Origin of the sequence: Nostoc sp., from assembly GCF_036917755.1 — a bacterium.
Taxonomy (GTDB): Bacteria; Cyanobacteriota; Cyanobacteriia; order Cyanobacteriales; family Nostocaceae; genus Nostoc.
Genome location: NZ_JBALFC010000048.1, coordinates 1 through 19,901, shown reverse-complemented (window position 1 = coordinate 19,901; position 19,901 = coordinate 1). Strand labels below are relative to the sequence as shown.

At 42.6% G+C, this 19,901-nt stretch carries 18 protein-coding genes; 8 read left to right on the top strand and 10 right to left on the bottom strand.

Annotation, left to right across the window (positions count from 1 at the left end; genetic code table 11):
- Positions 1-110 precede the first annotated feature (110 nt).
- Both V7L05_RS11795 and cysK read left to right on the top strand, forming a co-directional pair.
- The gene (locus V7L05_RS11795; protein ID WP_335164368.1) at positions 111-593 is read left to right on the top strand and encodes an RrF2 family transcriptional regulator; all 483 of its coding nucleotides are present in this window, start codon (positions 111-113) and stop codon (positions 591-593) included.
- 18 nt (positions 594-611) lie between these two features.
- Positions 612-1,574, top strand: a complete 963-nt coding sequence (gene cysK / locus V7L05_RS11790) for a cysteine synthase A (RefSeq protein ID WP_335164331.1) — start codon at positions 612-614, stop codon at positions 1,572-1,574.
- 76 nt (positions 1,575-1,650) lie between these two features.
- Here cysK and V7L05_RS11785 read toward each other — a convergent pair whose 3' ends face one another.
- Entirely contained in the window at positions 1,651-2,361 is a 711-nt protein-coding gene (locus V7L05_RS11785) for a cadmium resistance transporter (protein WP_335164330.1), read from the bottom strand.
- 307 nt (positions 2,362-2,668) lie between these two features.
- On the opposite strand from V7L05_RS11785, the gene V7L05_RS11780 reads away from it, so the two are divergent.
- On the top strand, positions 2,669-3,331 hold the full coding sequence (locus V7L05_RS11780) for a cadmium resistance transporter (protein ID WP_335164329.1): 663 nt from the start codon (positions 2,669-2,671) through the stop codon (positions 3,329-3,331).
- 141 nt (positions 3,332-3,472) lie between these two features.
- Here V7L05_RS11780 and V7L05_RS11775 read toward each other — a convergent pair whose 3' ends face one another.
- Positions 3,473-4,270, bottom strand: coding sequence for a sulfite exporter TauE/SafE family protein (locus V7L05_RS11775; RefSeq protein WP_335164328.1), 798 nt, complete (start codon positions 4,268-4,270; stop codon positions 3,473-3,475).
- Positions 4,271-5,280: 1,010 nt separating this feature from the next.
- Here V7L05_RS11775 and V7L05_RS11770 point away from each other — a divergent pair.
- The 3 genes from V7L05_RS11770 to V7L05_RS11760 all read left to right on the top strand — a co-directional run bounded on the left by V7L05_RS11770 (position 5,281) and on the right by V7L05_RS11760 (position 7,210).
- Positions 5,281-5,868 (top strand): TetR/AcrR family transcriptional regulator, encoded by a 588-nt coding sequence (locus tag V7L05_RS11770; RefSeq protein ID WP_335164327.1) that lies wholly within the window; start codon positions 5,281-5,283, stop codon positions 5,866-5,868.
- 164 nt (positions 5,869-6,032) lie between these two features.
- Entirely contained in the window at positions 6,033-6,476 is a 444-nt protein-coding gene (locus V7L05_RS11765; protein WP_335164326.1) for an acyl-CoA thioesterase, read from the top strand.
- 68 nt (positions 6,477-6,544) lie between these two features.
- Positions 6,545-7,210 (top strand): glutathione S-transferase family protein, encoded by a 666-nt coding sequence (locus V7L05_RS11760; RefSeq protein WP_335164367.1) that lies wholly within the window; start codon positions 6,545-6,547, stop codon positions 7,208-7,210.
- 189 nt (positions 7,211-7,399) lie between these two features.
- On the opposite strand, the gene V7L05_RS11755 is transcribed toward V7L05_RS11760, so the two are convergent.
- The 3 genes from V7L05_RS11755 to V7L05_RS11745 are packed head-to-tail and all read right to left on the bottom strand — an operon-like array spanning position 7,400 to position 9,266.
- Positions 7,400-8,167, bottom strand: coding sequence for a DsbA family protein (locus V7L05_RS11755; RefSeq protein ID WP_335164325.1), 768 nt, complete (start codon positions 8,165-8,167; stop codon positions 7,400-7,402).
- 29 nt (positions 8,168-8,196) lie between these two features.
- The gene (locus V7L05_RS11750) at positions 8,197-9,078 is read right to left on the bottom strand and encodes a 4-hydroxybenzoate solanesyltransferase (RefSeq protein ID WP_335164366.1); all 882 of its coding nucleotides are present in this window, start codon (positions 9,076-9,078) and stop codon (positions 8,197-8,199) included.
- Positions 9,072-9,266, bottom strand: coding sequence for a hypothetical protein (locus V7L05_RS11745; protein ID WP_335164324.1), 195 nt, complete (start codon positions 9,264-9,266; stop codon positions 9,072-9,074). The genes V7L05_RS11750 and V7L05_RS11745 overlap by 7 nt, the downstream gene beginning before the upstream one ends.
- Before the next feature lie 297 nt (positions 9,267-9,563).
- Here V7L05_RS11745 and V7L05_RS11740 point away from each other — a divergent pair, with 297 nt between their 5' ends.
- Positions 9,564-11,219, top strand: coding sequence for a Ppx/GppA phosphatase family protein (locus tag V7L05_RS11740; protein WP_335164323.1), 1,656 nt, complete (start codon positions 9,564-9,566; stop codon positions 11,217-11,219).
- Between the two features lie 445 nt (positions 11,220-11,664).
- Positions 11,665-12,156: a type II toxin-antitoxin system HicB family antitoxin gene (locus V7L05_RS11735; RefSeq protein ID WP_335164322.1), complete on the top strand. Its 492-nt coding sequence runs from the start codon at positions 11,665-11,667 to the stop codon at positions 12,154-12,156.
- Between the two features lie 109 nt (positions 12,157-12,265).
- Here V7L05_RS11735 and V7L05_RS11730 read toward each other — a convergent pair whose 3' ends face one another.
- From V7L05_RS11730 to V7L05_RS11710, 5 genes are all read right to left on the bottom strand, one after another.
- Positions 12,266-14,902: an EAL domain-containing protein gene (locus tag V7L05_RS11730; RefSeq protein WP_335164321.1), complete on the bottom strand. Its 2,637-nt coding sequence runs from the start codon at positions 14,900-14,902 to the stop codon at positions 12,266-12,268.
- Positions 14,903-15,389: 487 nt separating this feature from the next.
- Positions 15,390-17,177 carry a ShlB/FhaC/HecB family hemolysin secretion/activation protein gene (locus V7L05_RS11725; RefSeq protein WP_335164320.1) on the bottom strand — a complete coding sequence of 596 codons (1,788 nt, stop codon included), beginning with the start codon at positions 17,175-17,177 and terminating at the stop codon, positions 15,390-15,392.
- Between the two features lie 462 nt (positions 17,178-17,639).
- Positions 17,640-19,418 (bottom strand): SWIM zinc finger family protein, encoded by a 1,779-nt coding sequence (locus V7L05_RS11720; protein WP_335164319.1) that lies wholly within the window; start codon positions 19,416-19,418, stop codon positions 17,640-17,642.
- A gap of 53 nt (positions 19,419-19,471) precedes the next feature.
- Entirely contained in the window at positions 19,472-19,606 is a 135-nt protein-coding gene (locus V7L05_RS11715) for a hypothetical protein (protein WP_335164318.1), read from the bottom strand.
- Positions 19,606-19,746, bottom strand: a complete 141-nt coding sequence (locus V7L05_RS11710; protein WP_335164317.1) for a hypothetical protein — start codon at positions 19,744-19,746, stop codon at positions 19,606-19,608. Before V7L05_RS11710 ends, V7L05_RS11715 begins: the two co-directional genes overlap by 1 nt.
- Between the last annotated feature and the right edge of the window lie 155 nt (positions 19,747-19,901).

Below are 19,901 nucleotides of genomic sequence, written 5' to 3'. Positions count from 1 at the left end.
ATCTACGGTAAGTCGATAGAGTATAGTGTTTTTGTGGGCAATAAGTGGGATGCTATCACATTCCACAGTTGGAAAAAATTAATTTGGCATAAACCGCGATCAATCCCCCAATTCACCGTAGTATATTGAATACAGTCTTGAATAGCCAAAACTACGCTCTTTTGGATCTGTCTTCCAAAGTGGAATACGCTCTGCTAGCACTCTTAGAACTGGCAAGTAACCACGGAAAAAAAGTTCCCCTGACCATGAGCGAGATTACCGCCAAGCAACCTATACCTGAGCGCTACCTGGAACAAATTTTGACCAACCTCCGGCGTGCTGGTGTGGTGCAGAGTCAACGCGGCTCTAAAGGAGGTTTCGTTTTAGTTCGTGAACCTTGGCAGATCACTTTGCTAGAAATTGTCACTTTAGTCGAAGGTGAGCGGAAAGAGAAAGATACCTCTGACTCTCCGACTCTGGAAAAGACTCTGATTTATGAAGTTTGGGAGCAAGCTAACGCTGCCTCAATTGAAGTTTTGGGTAGCTATACACTCCAAGACTTGTGTGAGGAAAGAGAAACTCGCGCCCAGCAGAGTCCAATGTATTATATTTAGACACGACGGAGTACCCACATGCGGATAGCGAAAGATATCACAGAGTTAATCGGACGAACTCCTTTAGTTCAATTAAACAAGATTCCCCAAGCTTCGGGAGCGGTTGCTCGGATTGTGGTGAAGCTAGAAAGCATGAACCCAGCATCTTCTGTGAAAGACAGGATTGGCGCGAGTATGGTGGAAGCGGCAGAAGAAGCTGGCTTGATTCACCCCGGAAAAACGGTTTTAGTAGAGCCGACTTCTGGAAATACAGGAATTGCGCTGGCGATGGTGGCCGCTGCTAAGGGTTACAATCTTATTCTAACGATGCCTGACACAATGAGCCAGGAAAGACGATTGATGCTCAAAGCTTATGGCGCTCAACTAGAGTTAACGCCAGGGGTAGAAGGGATGCGAGGGGCGATCGGTCGTGCAGAGCAGATTTTAGCTCAAACGCCCAATGCTTATATGTTGCAGCAGTTTCGCAACCCCGCTAACCCGAAAGTTCACGCCGAAACCACAGCAGAAGAAATTTGGAATGATACCGATGGAGAGGTGGATATTCTCGTGGCGGGAGTCGGTACTGGTGGGACGATTACCGGAGTTGCAGAAGTTATTAAAGGGCGCAAGCCGAGTTTTCAAGCGATCGCAGTTGAACCAAGCAACAGCCCAGTATTAACAGGTGGTAAATCAGGGCCTCACAAAATCCAGGGTATTGGTGCGGGATTTATCCCAGCAATTTACCGTCCAGAACTGGTAGATGAAGTGATTCAGGTAGCAGATGAGCAAGCGATCGCTTACAGCCGTCGCCTAGCAAAAGAAGAAGGATTGTTATCGGGGATTTCTACTGGCGCTGCTTTATACGCGGCTATTCTAGTGGCACAACGTCCAGAAAATGCCGGTCGCCTAATCGTCATGATCCAGCCTAGCTTCGGCGAACGCTATCTCAGTACCTCACTGTTCAAAGACCCAGAGGAGAATGAGTGGTTGAGTAAAGTTTGATTCCCTATACCAATTTGGGATTTTAGATTTTGGATTTTAGATTTTTAATCTAAATCAAAATCTAAAATTTGCATGGTTATCTACTAGAATTTTCGCCAATTTCATCGACACTTTGATTATTTTTTACCAAAATCATCAAACAGAAACAACTAGCAGCTAGCTTTATTAAGCTCAAAGCTTCACTTTTTAATACAATAAAAGCGCCTAATCCTATCAGAACAAAAGGCACAAGATTATTAACATACCGAGTTAATACATCCGCTATGACTCTGTTGTTAGTTAATTTGTATGCAGCGTAGCACCAAACTCCTAACAAGAAATAAAATAATCCGATAATTATCAAAAAACTCTCTAAGTTGCTGCTAGCAAATAAAGGCACATAGACACTAATATTATCGCTACCATTAGCAATTGTAACGGCTGCCACACTATAAGCTTGGGGAGAAAAAAAATTAGTAATTGTTGATGCTTCAGCTTCTTCTGTTGTAGCTACAACTTCTTTTGATGAATCTTCTTCCCGATTCACTAAGCTACTGATACCTATGGACATTGGTAATAAACCAAGTAATCCAATCCAGCTTTTTGATAAAACTAATCCACCAAATAAACCAGGAAGACTAAGGATTAATAGAACCGTAAAACCTAGAAACTGACCAGCAACTATATGCCGGAGGCGAAATTGAGCATTTATTTGAGAAAAAAACAATAATAGAATGACAATATCATCTATGTTAGTGGCAATGAACGCGATCGCCCCGGTAGTAATTGCAGTAACTAACTCGTTCATATGAAAATGGCTGAAACCGTAAGTCTAGGCATTGAAAAAATCCTCTCATTGCAAATAATTGCTTTGTCATTTTAAAGTTTAGTTGTGCCAGAAGGTTAAAATAATTCGTAATTGATCATGACGATCGCAGACTCGCTAACGTAATTCGTAATTGAATTAGTTTCGGATTTAGACCCCAACTTTCTTCTAGGCCACCAAGAGAGACAATTATGCGCGAGTGTTTCGCCAATAATTACGAATTACGAATTACGAATTACAAATTAGTGAATTTGCTATGGTGGTAAATCGTAGGTTATAAAAATCCAGCATGAGTAAGCTAGGGACACTCTTCAGTGAAGGGATAATTGCCTTCATAGCCACTAACATAGATGACATCTTTATTTTATTAATATTTTTTACACAGGTAGATGTTAATTTTCGCCCCCGGCATATCTTACTCGGTCAATATCTGGGTTTTGCAGCCATTATCATCGCTAGTTTACCAGGATTTTTTGGTGGATTGGTTATCCAGCGAGAATGGATAGGATTGCTAGGACTGCTACCAATAGCAATTGGTCTTCAGCAATTAGTATCTAGAAAAGAAGAAACTATAACAGTTCAGACAGTCAGCAATGATTTTAGTCAGTCCACACCTACTAACCCCATATTGTCTTTTATTTTGAGTGTTTTGCACCCCCAAACCTATAAAGTAGCGGCAGTAACGATCGCTAATGGTGGTGACAATATTAGTATATATATTCCCTTATTCGCTGGTCACGATCTTGCCAGCTTGGGAGTAATTCTAAGTATATTTTTTATCATGGTAGGGGTTTGGTGTGCGATCGCTTATTTTTTAAGCCGTCAACCTACCATTGCTTATATTTTAAGTCGCTACGGTCAAGCCGTCGTACCTTTTGTGTTAATTGGCTTGGGTCTGTTCATTATGTATGAACGAGGTACATTTACTCTACTACCTTGGGTGAGAAGTTAATCAATGTTAGATGCTGGATTTAGGTAGGACTTAGGCACGAGTTACCGAATAACGAACCGCAGAGGCGCAGAGTACACTGAGAAATCAGAGTTTCAGAGATATTTTGCGTAAGTCCTATTAGGGTTGAAAATCTCAAATTGCTCACACCTGATGAACTAATTTCCAACTTACCATCATCAAAATGGCATAAATGATAAACCGTAACGGGCGTTGCGGAGCTACTTGGCAGACTTTAGCACCTAGTAACACCCCTGGAACAGAGCCTAACCATATAGGCAGTACCAGACTCCAATCAACTGTTCCCAGACTGAGATGAGCGAGGGCTGTAAACAGCAGTAAAATTGCTGCGTGTGAAATATCTGTACCCACTAACTTCCGTGCATCAAGGCGGAAAAAACCAATCAGCACTAGGGCAAACATTGAACCTGATGAGACGCTAGTTAGACCAACCAAACAGCCTAAAATTGCTCCCAAACTGATTGTTAAGAAACGACCAAAATTAGTTTCTAAGTCTAACTTTGGCAGTTCGGGTAAATTAAATTTGGGCAAAAAAGTCAATAACAACAATTGCACTAGTGCTAACACTGTGACTAACAAAATCATCCCGCCAAGCAAACGGAGCAAGATGTTATCTAGGTTATACTCACCTGTACGTTTAATGAAGTGCAAAATTCCCACCCCAAACAGTGAGCCTGGAACACTCCCGAATGCCAGCCATTTGACAACTTCTGTATCAAGGGTTTTCTGTTCCCAATGCTTGACGCTACCAACAATCTTCATCAATGTGGCAGCTACAACATCAGAACTCACAGCGATGGAAGGCGGAACCTGAAAAACAAAAATCAACATTGGAGTGATCAGAGAGGCTCCGCCAATTCCCGTCAAACCAACGATGATGCCAACAAAAAAGCTTAAGAGCGGTAGTAATATATAGTGCATACTCTTCGGGGGTTTCAAGAATCAGTTATCAGCTATCAGTTATCAGAGTCTTGTTGAGTCTCCCACTTCTATAAGTGAGCAGCATCGGTTAGGGTTTAAATCTCCAAACGAAGCCTTGATAACTGTTCACTGACTTAACTACGAGCAGCTAGAACCGAAAGTTAGCTAAAGCTTCACCGCTAGAGAGCAGCCAAACTATAGCCCAGTGATAGACGGAGCTAGTGATGGCAAGTTATTGTGTTTCTCAAGGGATGAGTGACACAAAGGTTATCCAGCTAAAGGTTAGGGCAGAGGATTCCTGGACAACTTAAAACCTGTCTGGAAGTTTTTGGAAGCATGACAACTGGCATTTAGCTGAAACAGGCTTTGATAACTGCTTATGGGTCAGTTGCTCTGCTAAACTCAACTTCTAACTGGTTTTTTTGCGGTTTTACATGTAAAAGCACGTAAGGCGATGCACTTACCGTATTTTACTTGTAAGCATGAGCAAACGTCCAGCGTATTCGCGTTGTATATCGCTAAATTCTCTGGATAATACACCGCAGTCGGTTAAACTTCTGAGGACTGGTTGCTAAAAAAATTACCTACAAGTCAATAACCATAGGGATAATTCAAACCCTTGTAGAAAAGATATATCGAGTCTCTAGACTGGATTCATACTGCAATTCGGCAACGCCGTGAAAGTGATTACAATACTCAAAGTCAAATCCGATTCCCTAGCCTAAATCTTGTTTGGTAAAGGTCAAATCGCCAAAATTGCTGCTGAAATTCCTGCTGATGCCAAAATCCTCATTACTTGCGGTGGGGGTAAGCATCAAAACTAACGGTGTTTATGACTAGGTGAAGTCTGCGTTGGCTTGCTTTACCGCGCAAGCAGTTAGCGCTAGGAGTTATCACTAACCTTATTGCAAGAAAAGCTAATAATTTGTATTCAATAATTAATTCAAATATATTGACTGTGAGGAATTGATCATGATAATCTTAATCAGACCATTCGGTCGGAAAAATTGATGTCCAAAGGCGAAGAAACAAAAAGCAGAATTCTCCACCAAGCAGCCGAACTGTTTAATCAACAGGGTTATGCAGGCTCATCGATGTCAGATATCATGCGTGTCACTGGATTGCAGAAAGGAGGAATTTACAATCACTTCCAAAGCAAAGATGATCTGGCGCTACAGGCTTTTGACTTTGCGATCGCTCGCATCAGGCAGCATACTAGATTTGCATTACGAAGTAAACGCCACGCAGTAGAACGCCTGCAAGCAATCATTGGCGTATTTAGTAGCTTCGCAGAAAATCCACCTATCAAGGGAGGGTGTCCACTGCTGAATACTGCTGTGGAGAGTGATGATGCTCATCCAGCGTTGCGAGAACGCGCTCAACAGGCGATGAACTCTTGGCTGCATCTGATTCGTCGAATTATTGAAACCGGAATTGAAAAGGGTGAAATTCGCCCAGAAGAGAGTGCTGATGAAATCGCTACCATCATAATTGCAACACTCGAAGGAGCCGTAATGATGAGCAAGCTTTATGGAGATTCAATTCACATGCATAGAGTAATTAATCACCTAAATCAATACTTAGAAACTCACCTTTAGATTTACAGCAGATTTCAAGGAAGCTGAAGTACACGAGTTAAGTCTCAAAGCCAGGAATAAAGCGTGTTTTAATTCTGAATTCTGAATTCTGACTCCTGAATTCTGCTATATTTTCCTATTTTACAGACCGAGCAGTATTAAAAAATAATTTACCCTGAGAAATAATGCTAGTAAATAACAATTTGCATAGACCATTAGAAGTAATATTAACAATTCCTGTAAAAACTTATGACATTGACTTTATGGGAATCGTGAGTAATATTGTGTATATCAGATGCCTAGAGGATTTACGTTTAAAGTTTTTAGATGAACATTGGCAACTAAATCAACAAATTGAGCAAGGATATACACCGATTCTAGCTGGAACTGAAATTGAATATAAACGTCCGATAAAGATTATTGATCAAGTAATTGGACATTTATGGCTGAGTAACTTAGGACGGTTGAAGTGGACTGTGCAAGCGGAAATTTTATCTAATAATGAGTTAGCAGCAGTGGCTACACAAAAAGGTGCTTTTATTAGTTTACACAATGGTCGTCCTATTAAAATTCCAGAAGAATTGCAAAAGAAATATTTCCAGTGTCAGCAAGTGACTCAGGAAATTTGAATTTGATAAAAGCTGAAATTTTTTTAACTATTTTCAGACTGAACGGTTTTATTTATCAAGGATTCACCATGCTGAAATTTTACTACAATCCGCTCTCGCCAAATGCTCGTCGTGTATGGCTGACCTTACTGGAAAAGGAGATACCCTTTGAATCAGTTTTGATTAATTTGGATGGCGATCAATTACAACCAGAGTTTTCGACAATTAACCCCTTTCATCACATTCCGGTTGTGGTGGATGAGGGTTTTCGAGTTGTAGAATCACTGGCAATTATGGACTATTTAGAAAGTAAATATCCTACACCTGTAATGTTACCTTCTGAGCCTCAGGCATTAGCAAAGGTAAGGATGGTGCAATTAGTCACTGCTAATGAATTATTTCCACAAGTGATTTCACTAATTTATGAAAGTGAAGATTCACCACAAGCTGCACAAGCAAAGCAGCATATAAATAAGGTACTGAAATTTTTTACACAAGTGCTTGGCGATCGCGGTTTTTTTGGTAGTCACCAGTTAACTTTAGCAGATATCGTTGCGGGAATAGGTGTACTTTCATTACCTAATTTAGGTGTTAATCTCAGTGATTACCCCAGGCTAAATGAATGGTCTGAGCGCTTAATGCAACGTCCAGCATGGCAGAAAACCAAATTGAGCAACGAAGAATTTGAAGCATTTAAAGGGCGAGTTAGAGCTTTAGTGAGGTTGCGTAGGAGTAAAGCGAATAAGAACAAATAGCAAGAATTAGCGAGTTTGTGCGTGTTGAGGCGGGATATCAAGAAGTAATTGCGATCGCTAACGAATCAAGTATACTCTATAACAATCTCCAAAATTGGCATCACTACTGAAGTTGTCATATCTTTAAGAACATGAGGAGTGAGGAAAATTTATCCTCATCACTCCTCATAAGCTACTCCTTCCACCAATTTACTTAGCATCAACCAAGATACTTTTGATGTCTGCTAGCTGCACCACTCCTGAAAAAGCTGGACTATTAATTATAAAGAAAGGTGTACCAGAAACAGCCAATTTCTCAGCTAGCTGGATATCTTTCTTAATTGCAGAAGTGGCAAGAGTCAGGTCGCGTTTAAATTTACCCAAGTCCAGATTCAGTTTTTTAGCAATATCTAAATATAACGCCTGACCGAGTTGCTTTTGATTAGTAAATAGCGCATCATGATATTCCCAAAATTTGCCCTGTTGATATGCTGCCCAAGCTGCTGTTGCAGCTGGCAATGCTTCAGCATGAATTGAAGTTAGCGGGAAATTCTTGTAAACTAATCTTAGTTTATCTGGATAGTTTGCTAACAATTGTTTCAAGGTTTTATGCGCCTCAGCACAATAGGGACATTGAAAATCTGAAAATTCTATTAGCAAAGTTTTTGATTTAGTTGAACCTATGATGGGAGAATCACCAATTACTATTTGAGGATTCGTTTTTAAATCCTGTAAAAATGCTTGCTGTGCTTGGTTTACTTTCTCTTGTTGTAGCTGCTGATAGGCTTGAACAGATTCAATAATTGCCTCTGGGTGTTCCCGGATAATTTGTAATACTTGCTGTTCCAACTGCGGATCAATCGTGTTGGCAGCTTGTGCAGGAAATGACCAGGTGACAACCAAACATAGCAAACCTATTGCTGTCCAAGTACGCAGATATTGAAATAAGGGACTAAAACAATTAAAGAATGTATCCATAGAAAAACTCATAAATATTTGTTCAATTATTAAAAAGATCCAAGAATCATCCCAGCAAGTAAAATAAAACCAATCCACACGTTTTGCCGGAACATCTCACCATAAACAGGGTTAGGTAAGTCTTGCTTTCTTAATCGCAGAGACTGCCAAACCCATCCGATAGTAGCAATTGCAAGGCTAATCCAGAAAGCTAAGTGCAGATGTATGACTACACCTAACCAAGCCAATAATAAGATTGTGCCAGCAAAGAAAATTCCAATGGCTACAGGGGCATAATCACCAAAGAACAAGGCGCTAGAATTAACACCAATGCGGCGATCGTCTTCCTTGTCGCTCATGGCATAAACTGTATCAAATCCCAATGTCCACAATACAGTTGCGCCCCAAAGTAACCAAGTTGGTTGGGAGATAGTTTGTGTGACTGCACTCCAACTAATCAATACACCAAAACCCCAAGCGATGGAAAGCACCAGTTGCGGTACGGGAAACACCCGCTTTGCACCTGGATAAAGCAGAATTACAGGCACTGCTGCCACACATAACCAAAAACTCAGGGGGTTAAGATAAAAGGCCAGAACTGCTGCACATGCTAGTGATACGATCGCAACTACAATTCCAACTTTCACAGACAGGGCGCGAGAAGCGAGGGGGCGATCGCGTGTTCTCTCCACTTGTGGATCAATATCCCGATCCCACAAATCATTGACAACACACCCAGCCGCACTCGTGGCCAGAGTACCCAATATAATCACACCAACCAGAGGTAAAGGCGGTTTCCCAGAGGCTGCCAAAAACACAGCCCAAAGAGCAGGAATCATTAAAATTAACCGTCCTTCTGGTTTATGCCAGCGCAAAAGCCGGATAATCACAAGCCAAATTGGTGACTGGGGGCGTTCTGGCGTTGTTAACATAGGATTGAGCATGGGGCATTGGGCATGGGGCATTGGGCATGGGGCATGGGGCATTGGGCACTTGTACTGAGCGACATCGAAGTAGCGTTGTCGTTGGCGCAGCCTCTCGTAAATGAAGTATTGGGCATTGAGAATTGGGAATTAGTTATTTCTCCCCTTGCTTCTTTGCTCCTATGCCCAATGCCCAATGCCCTATTCCCTATTCCCTAATTCACACATCTTTACATCTATAGAATAACGTTATTTGTTATTTGTAAAAACATAATCTCAAGTGGCAACTTTAAATATCTTTAAATAGTCACTAGGTTAGAAACAGCAGGGTGAATATACTTAGCTCAGTTACCCTTGACCAAAGATGAAGAGTGCTAAGTATTTTTTAATTTACTCAGCACTCAGTCTGAGCAAGTATGTTGCAACAAATATCAGTGCCAGCTACCCCGACATACCACCGTTTGCCATCATTTCTTATAAAGAGAGAAAACTAGATGCTGAATTTAGTAGCTTCGGCTAGCTGGGAGAGTGTTCCAACTCAACCACTTAAGCAAGATCGGATTATTGCTGCCATTGACCTGGGAACAAATTCTCTACACATGGTAGTAGTCAAAATTGACCCCACACTACCAGCTTTCAGCATTATCGCTAGAGAAAAAGAAACCGTGAGACTAGGCGATCGCAATCTTAGTACTGGGGAACTCAAACCGGAGATAATTAAAAAGGCGATCGCTTCTTTAGGACGCTTCCAAGAAGTTGCCAAAACTATCAATGCTGAAACAATCATTGCTGTAGCAACTAGTGCTGTGCGGGAAGCCCCCAATGGTAAAGATTTTTTGCACAGGATAGAAACGGAGTTGGGTTTAAGCGTTGACTTGATTTCTGGTCAAGAAGAAGCGCGACGAATCTACCTTGGCGTGCTATCGGGGATGGAATTTCACAACCAGCCCCAGATGATTGTTGATATTGGCGGTGGTTCCACAGAATTGATTTTAGGCGACAGTAACGAACCGCGTACTCTCACTAGTACCAAAGTCGGTGCAGTGCGACTCACTAGCGAGTTAATCACTACCGACCCCATCAGCAACACGGAGTTTCAGCAGCTGCAAGCCTATACAAGCGGGATGTTAGAACGTTCCGTGGATGAGGTACTAGGAAACCTCCAACTTGGGGAATCTCCGCGTTTGGTGGGTACATCTGGCACAATTGAAACCCTGGCGATGATTCATGCACGAGAAAAGTCGAGTGTTATTCCTTCCACTCTCAATGGCTACCAGTTCAGTCTGAAAGACTTGCGAGAGTTGGTAAATCGCTTGCGGAAACTGAGTAATTCAGAAAGGGCTGCAATACCTGGGATGCCAGATAAGCGGGCTGAAGTTATACTCGCTGGCGCAGTAATATTACAGGAAGCGATGACCCTTTTGGGTAGTGAATCGGTAACAGTTTGTGAGCGTTCTTTGAGGGAAGGTGTAATCGTAGACTGGATGCTAACCCACGGTTTAATTGAAGATAAGCTACGCTACCAAAGTTCCGTTCGGGAACGCAATGTTCTAAAACTCGCTAATAAGTACCACGTTAACTTAGAATATAGCGATCGCGTCGCCAAATTTGCCGAGAGTTTATTTGATCAAACTCAAGGTACCCTACACCACTGGGGAGTTGACGAGCGACAACTGCTGTGGGCTGCTGCAATATTACACAATTGCGGTCATTATATTAGCCATTCGTCTCACCACAAGCACTCTTATTACCTAATTCGCAATGGTGAATTACTCGGTTATACAGAAACCGAGATTGAAATCATTGCCAATTTAGCGCGTTATCATCGCAAATCGCCGCCCAAGAAAAAACATGAAGATTACCAGAATTTGCTGACTAAAGACCAGCGACAAATGGTCAGTCAATTGAGTGCGATTTTAAGATTGGCAGTGGCATTAGATAGACGACAAATTGGTGCGATCGCTCAAGTGCAATGTGAATATTATCCACAATTTCAGCAGGTAAACTTGCTAATTTTTCCATCTAAATCTGATGATGATTGTGCTTTAGAACTCTGGAGTTTAGATTATAAAAAAGGAGTGTTTGAGGAAGAATTTGGTGTGAAATTAGTAGCGACTTTAGAAAAGTCTAGCGTTGCTAACTTCTCCTAGAAACAAGTAATTAGGGTGCGTTAATGATGTGTAACGCACCTGCTGAATAAAGTATAAGCGCACATATATGCGCCACTACAAATTATCTGTGATTTACAAGTATGCTTTCAAAATTCCAGTTAAATTCTTATATATGTATACTTTTTCATCCTACTTAAGGATGAATTGATAAACTACCCAAAGAATGTAGTTTAAAAACACAAATTAGAATTATAATTAGAGCATCGTTAATAGTCTATTTAATATAGGTTATGTTGCTATTGGATATCTAAGCTGGGAAAACTTAGATATCCTTATATAAAATTTCACTAAAGCAGGCTAAATTGCTCAGTTTTCTGCACTGGAGAATACTCCGGCTTCAGTATATAGCTTGCATATATAGATTGTGAGAATTCCTCAGCTTTGAGAGCTATCATCGATATCAAAGCTTGAGGTAAAAAATCTGATGAATTTATCAGTGACAACTTCCCTTGCTAAAATTGCACCTAAGTTAAGTTACGATGTGCTGATTGAGAATCAACAAGATGGTATGGTTAGTGCGATAGTGCTAGCCTTGCCAGATTTTAAAAGCTCTGGTGCAACTAAAGAAGAAGCGCTAGAGAAACTAATTCAACTTTTACAAGAGCGAAAACCAGAAATAGTGACTTTGGAAATTCAACCTCGCCAAACCGAACATCTCTGGATGAAATTTACAGGTATGTTCAAGGATGATCCGCAATTTGAGAAGATGCTGACATTTCTAAAACCTATTTTGGGTTTATCGAACAGCAATATTGGTGCCAGTCGTCAGAATACAGGAAAGGTATTCTATGCGAAAAAGCGGATGAATAATCCGCGTTTTTGCACCCCCACAAAACTAGAATTTTTGGTGGTGCAACAATTCAGTCGCGGATTGGGACCCGCGACTGATGGTTACGTAGCTCTGCCGAAGTATTGATTTTGACGCCAAGCCGCAGAACGTCTCCGGCTCCGCTCCTGAATTCAGAATAGCTGAATTCTTCTTCAATCTCCCACCAATATGGTCTGTTTATTTCCGCCGTGCTGTACTAGAGTGTTGCTTGTTTACTTTCGAGGATTTCTGTGGCAATCTTTGCAGAAAGTGGCCGGTAGAATAAAAAGCCCTGTACATCGTCACAGTTGATCGCTCTCAAGAACGCCAGTTCCTCTTCTGTTTCTACCCCTTCGGCTGTTAACTTCAATCCCAAGCTCTGTCCCAAGCCAACTATGGCCTTGACGATATGAGCAACTTTGACATCGTGCGTCAAATCTTGAATAAAAGATTTATCTATTTTCAGATTGTGGAGTGGCAAAAGCTGTAGGCGCGAGAGCGAGGAATGACCCGTACCAAAGTCATCAATAGAGATGCAAACACCCATCTGCTGTAGATTCTCTAACACCATTCTAGTAAAATCTAAATCCTCAATGGCTATGCTTTCGGTAATTTCTAATTCTAAAAAGCGCGGCTCCAGCCCCGTTTGCTCTAAAACTTCGGCTATAATCTCCAGCAATTTGGGTTGGCGGAACTGCTTCAGAGAAAGATTGACAGCGAGCGTTATCGGTGGTAATCCCATATCTTGCCAGGTTTTATTTTGGCTACAGGCTGTCCGCAGCACCCATTCGCCGATGGGGACAATTAATCCACTTTCTTCGGCGAGGGGAATGAAGACACTGGGTGCGACCAATCCCATCTCTGGGTGCTGCCAACGTAACAAAGCCTCCATACCAGTAATTTCTTCTGTGGCAATGTTCACACGAGGTTGATAATACACCGTAAATTCTTGGCGTTCTAGGGCATAGCGCAAGCTCTTTTCTAAAGTCAGGAGTTCAGGATTTTTCGCGCTCAGGGAAACACTATAGAATTGGTAGTTATTCCGCCCTTTGTCCTTGGCGTAGTATAAAGCGGCATCTGCGTGCTGGATTAGTGTTTCGGCATCAGGACTGTTGCTATCAAGCAACGCAATACCGAGGCTGGCAGTCACATAAAGTTCATGCCCTTGGAGATAGAAAGCATCCTCTAAGGCTTGTAACATTCTATTCGCTACCAGCGTTACCTCTTCAATATCATTGACTCGCGGGAGTAAGATAGTGAATTCATCACCTCCCCAACGGGCGATGGTATCTCCGCCTCTGAGTGAGTCTTGTAATCTTTGAGCGACGCTTTGTAACAATTGATCTCCTAGAGTGTGCCCCAGAGTGTCATTAATCACCTTGAAACGATCTAGATCGAGGAAGATCACAGCTAAACTTTCGCCATTCCGAGTAGCGTTGAGCAGAGTTTTACTGAGCAGTTCGTTAAATAGTAGGCGATTGGGCAACCCTGTCAGCAGGTCATGGAGGGCTTGATAGCGAATCTTTTCTTCTACTTGCTGACGCTGCTGCGTACCAATGATACTGGCGGCCATTGTCAAAAGTGTAGATTCTTCATGCCTAGACCAATGACGCTCAACGGTGCAGTCTGCCAAGCCAAGATAACCCCAGAACTCCTTCTCGAAGCAAAGAGGCACTAGGAGAAGGGATTGAATGCCATCTCGAATCAGGAATTCTTGTTCGGCGATCGGAAATTTTGGGGTGAGTCCGCTAATCGACTGGCCGCTAGAGAGAACAGTATACCAACGGGCTAATCCAGAAGGTTGATAAAGCTGATTCTGCCAATGGTGGTGGGTAGATTCAATAGAGGTGTGTGTCCATTCAAACCGTAAGCTGACTGCCATTTCCCCTGTAACAGGATGAGGATGGTTCTGAAAGAGATAGGCACGATCTGCCTTGGCAGCTTCGCCCAGTACAGCTAAGGCTCGATGAATACCAGTTTCGTAATTGATTTCCCCCAGCAAATAATTAGCGGCTTCCGCAACTGCTTGTAGCAAGCGATCGCGCTGACGCAATTCAGCTGTAGCTTGTTTTTGTTCTGTAATATCCCTAATAATAAAAGTTCTAATTAAATCACTTTCAGGAAGGTAGAGAACGGATTGTTCAAAAACTTCTGCGCCTACTTCCACCTCCCGCACAAAAGAATTTTTTTCTAGATTGTTAACTCCACTCAATAGTCCTGTTAAGATCGGGTGTTGTGTCCCAACTTCCCGAAGTTTGGGAAACTTGAGAGCGGCGGCTGGATTGAGATAAGTCACTGTTCCCTCGAAATCCATCTCAATAATTGGATTGGGAATCAGTTCAGGGAAGGATGCTAGGCGAGCTAGGGCGGACTCACTAGCTGCTTCAAAGCTGAGATCGATAGCTAGGGTTTGAAAAGGATTGGCAGGACTGGCTTGCTGTAATAGGAAACCAGATAAGTCTTCAACATCAGAAGATTCTGAAAATGCTTCTTCTGAGAGGTTGGAAATAGCATAATATTTAGCTTGAGCTTTATTACCGCCAAAGGCAATGACATCTCCATTTCTGAGATTATGAGAAAAGCATTTAGTGCCATTGACAAATAAGCCATTAGTACTTGCTTTTCCTTTGTAGTTGCCATCAATAATCTGGAAGCCGTATTGGTCAGTTTGTGGAACAGTTACTCGCAATAAAATCGCATGTTGCATTGATACTGACCGGGAAGCCAAGACAATAGTGTTTGCGGGATGCCGTCCCAGAGAATAAGTAGTCTCTTGTAAGGGGACAGTTCGCTGCCCTTCTAGGTCTTGAATGACCAACAGATGGCGTATTTTTTCCCGCTCATTTCCTAGCATGGCTGTTCCTTAAATTCTTATATCTTTATGTCTTAGTCTGAAAAATACTACTAAGAGAAGTGCAGACTTTCAGGCTGCACTTCTGGGGAAATTTTATCAATCAAAGTTGTCACCGTCTGTGATTTCAAAATTGGTTTGAGGGTGCAAACTAGCCTTTATCTTGATGATTAACCGCACTCAGTCGTGAGTCCTGAGTAAATTAAAAATTACTCAGTAGTTATCTATTTGGTACATACTCCGCACAGCAATTACTCCGCTTGTAGGCGGTCTTTTAACCCACATTCCGCACGGGCTAAACGCCCCGCTAACGAAATTCAGCACTCTTCATCTTCTGGAATGAGATGGCTAATTGTTCAGTTAGTTTTTGCGGTAGAAGTTCTAGCCGTTTTCTCCACTCATACATAAGTTATAAACTTTTTCCCTTCGTCTATATCATCCAACCTTGTCTTTCTTAGGATACCCAGATTAACAATTCAAAATTCAAAATTCAAAAAGGATTATAGAATAAACTGAAATACAGACCGTTTTCTTGTAATGTTCTCTCATTTGAGTCAACAGATATTAAAGGAATGCCCCAGTCAAGACGAACGGTGAAGCGATCGCTCTGTGACCAACGCAAACCCAGTCCAACAGCAGCTAGAATATTAGGATCGGGATTCTCTCTACCAGAACTATTCCAGCCAACACCAAAATCCGCAAAGGGGACAACCTGTAAGGTGCTATCTATCTGGGGTAAGCGCAGAATCGGTACTTGAACTTCAGCAGAAACAAAAGTGCCATTATCCGTCAGCAAGTAATCTTGACGATAGCCTCGAACGCTATCCTGTCCACCTAAGCCAAATTGCTCTAAAGGTAATAGTGTTCTGGATGCGAGTTGCGTATTTAAACGAAGTAACAGTAAGGTTTCAGGAGCTAAAAGGCGTGCCCACTGCGCTTGCCCTTGCCAAGCAAAAAAACGGCTATCGGGAGGACTTTGATTAATCGTGGGACTCAACGCATCTATGCCCAAATTAAATTGAGAGCGGAGGGCGATGACTTCATGGCTGTTACGACTCGTCCATTCTTGAAAAAATCGCAACGCAGATACCTTGGTGCGTCCCTGTTCATCAGCACCTAAACCGGGGAAAGGTAGTCGCTCTCCCAAGGGGGAATAGGAGGCATCACTTTCCCGTCGGGAGGCTGTCAACCCCACGGCGAATTCTTGTGTAGGAGTTTGAACTATGGGCTGGCGAAATGTTATTTCGTAATAGCGAGAAGCCGATTGAATATCTAAAATGTTGAAAGGAGGTTCAATGACATTACTTGAGGTAGTGCCATAGTTGAAACTAAGGGTTCCGTTGTGGGGATTGAGTGGTAATGTATAGCTGGCGTCAAAGGAGTTGCTACCATCGGTATTAGTGTATCCTAAGCTCAGACCATCTCCGAATCCGAGTAAGTTGGCTTCATTTAATTGTAATCGGCGGCGGAAACTGCCAACGCTAGGCGATCGCCCATTATCAAGAATTATTTGGCTACTAAAGGTTTTTGCCTCACTGATCTTAACTTCTAACAGACTCACACCATTCCGCGATCCTGCCGAGAGTTCAGCAGACACGTTTTGAATCAAAGGATTAAGTTGCAAAAGTTGCAGTGCCTCTAGTAGACGCTGGCGATTCAGAGGCGGTGATGTCGCTATTGCTAGTCGGCTACGGACATAATTCGGATTCAACCGCCGAGTCCCAGTTACCTGGATATCTTCTAATTTACCTTCGACCACCTGAATTTTGACAACACCGGATTGGATTGTTTGGGGTGGAATATACGCACCAGAAGTAATGTAACCATTTTTTATGTATAGATCAGTGATTTTAGAACGTGCTTGATACACTTCAGTTAGTGAGATCGGTCGTTTAGTAAATTCAGCAGTGGCTTGGGCTAACTCTTCGGGACTGAAGACTGTGCTACCAACAACTTCAAAGCGTTGAACAACAATAGTTTCAGGAAGGTTCCCAGGAAGTGGTTCCTCAGGTGTGGGAGTTGGGGCAGATGGGGGAAATAGTTCTGCTGGTGGGGGGAGTAGCTGTGGTAGTTCAGGTGAGGGAAGTGGCGAAGGTGCAGGTGGTTGGATATCCTGTGGTGGTGGGAGTTTTTGCGACAGGATGAAATTACTAGCTGGTAATTGTGTAGTATCAATAGCCTGAGCTTTCTCTGGACTAGAAGATATGCTGCTGAGTGATAGAAGCATACTCAAAGGTAAGCAGGACACTATAAGATTCTGAGGATATTTATCAATCATCGCACTAGACTATTTTTTGTTAGGAACTGTGGGATTATACGGCGACTACTTCAGATATGAATCTTACTGTTGCTAAAGTTGATATCTTGGGCAATTCTCAATTTACTCAGCACTGATACCGTTTCACTTCAATAATGATACAAATACGTTGGTAGGGGCACAGCATTGCTGTGCCCCTACGAGAAATCTATAGGTATCAGGGTTTGTCTGAAATGGTATGAGTAAGGTAAATGTCATATTTGTTCAGCTAAAAGAGTGTCAATGCAGACTTAAAAGTATGATGGTATTCGAGCCCCATCAGCAAGCAGATATGTTGGAATTATCTGTGGCTGCGGGAGAAATAGACCTAAAATATTTGGATAAATCAGGGTTTTGTCTATGACGCGATCCAGGTTACACTTATTACTTCCGAAGGTAAGCAAGTAGGCACAAATAATTAGAAGATACTGTCGGGTGTGTACCCTACAGATCCATACCCCTTTGCTTAAACATTCCCATCAATTTATGTTTACGAGCGTGGGTTTGCATCAAGTTTTCCCGATAGCTTAACCAGTCAGCTTTCTTGCCAGATTCTAAGTAGGCATTACGTGCCTTTTTCAACCATTCAACGGCGTAGTAGTAGTATTCGGCTTTACCTGCATCTATAATCTTTTCGGCACGGCGACGAGCATTAGCAATCACCCAATCAGGATTGTGAGGGATAGCAGCATCCATGACTCGGTGAATCAACTCGGAATAATAAGAACTGAGTTCACTAACGATCGCAATTGCATCATCAATTAGCCCTTCATATAAGAATATATCCACTTTGTCTGATTCTGTTCCCCAACCACTATCAGTACGGACAATTTTCAGCAGGTCTGTTTTGAGACTTTCCCAGTTTTCCCCAGCTAATTCTGTCATCTTTTGGTAGTCTACAAAGCAAGGCTTGACTTGAAAAGCCGCCTTGATTGCTAATAAAGCAGCTTGACTATTACCCCATTCCAGAGCCAAATCACTTGTCCAAATTCCCAATTCGTACTGACAATTACCCGGTAAATTTAATCCACTCTGGGCTATATCTAGTGCCTGCTGTAATGCCCCCTGAACGCTGAGTGTTTTCGCAAGAGCAAAGGCTTCTTCCATTGAGTTCATCTGGGTTTGAGCAGCATCAATTGCTTCTGCCACCATGCCTAAACGCCCTAGCATTGTGAGATACTGCTGCGTTTGTCCTTCCGCTTCTGCTAAATATAGGTATTCTTGGTAACGTTCCTGACGTTCGAGAATTTTCAGGCGAATTAGTGCCAAATCATCTGCATAATCTGGCACGTCTTCTTCCCAAGCTCCCCTTTCGGTGATATGACCTTGGATAACTTGCACCAGTGGCGGATAATCCCAACCTTGGCGTAAAGCCTCCATAACTAGGCCAAAATCAGCATTCCATTCATCTTGCCAAGTTTCCAAATTTATTTGAATATCAACTTTTTCTTCTGGGGTCAAATCGGCACTGAGAATTGCTTCACACCAAGCATTATTTAATTCTCCGACAATTTGATCATTTTCAGCGCCATATTCTGCAACCTCATGCCAATTTTCCACACAGGTAGAGGTAATCACTTCTAAAATAGCGATCGCATTTTCACCCTCTCCCTGTTCGCTAAAATCTACCGCAGTATGCACTACACTCAGCAATTCCCCGGCAATCGGGTCTTCTTCGCAGCCCTCCTCAAAGTAACGCACGGCATCCCGGAGAATCTGCCGTACTTGTCCCCGAAAGGGAGCCGGATCAATACTACTACGGCGCAGAGATTTTGTGGTTGTTTCCTCGACAGCAGGATTGATCATCCAATTAACATGGCGGTTAATCGCCTCGATTAGTGGTGGGTATTCTGTTACCAAATTTTGCAGCAGCCTTTGAGTTTGGATATGATCCAAGCGATCGAGTAGTTGTTCTAAGGTAGGGCGCTGCTGAATATTTTCGGAGTTACGCGCACAGACAAGCATCGTTGCGACAACGTGTTTACACCAAACTTCAAAGTTATAACCACAGGTGCAGTTGACTGAGGTTAACCCACTGCTATCGAAACTCAGATTGACATGATAAGGTCTATTTTGATTGCCCATAACATCTGCCTGAAGCAGATGACCACGTTGGGTAACAGCATTAACAGCACCAGCCGCATAGTATGCCTCGCCCTGTTGGAAAGATTTGGCGTTGGCATGACGGCGGATAGTAAATTCACTAATTTGGGGAATAGACATCGAGCGATCGCCTGTGTAAATCCTCTGGATAAATCTTAAATCCAGCTTAGGTGTTAGGCTAACGCGCTGTAAAGAAATTCAAAGGAATGGGGTATTGGTATTGGGCATTGGGCATTGGGCATTGGGCATTGGGCATTGGGCATTGGGGATTGGGCACTTGTACTGAGCGTTGCCGAAGTATTGGGCATTAAATATTAGTTATTCTTTCTCCCTCATCTCCCTCATCTCCCTCATCTCCCTCATCTCCCTCATCCCCCTCATCTCCCTCATCTCCCTCATCCCCCTCATCCCCCTCATCTCCCTCATCCCCCCACTCCCCACTCCCCACTCCCCACTCCCTGTCTACACAAATAATTTCAAAAATCAAAACAGACTGCTATATATAGATTTGGTTGAGTCGATGGGGGATATTATTCCCCGCACCTCTCAGTTAGATCCGTGCGTACCCGTTTCCGTGTACACGGCTCCCGATGTTCTTAGCTT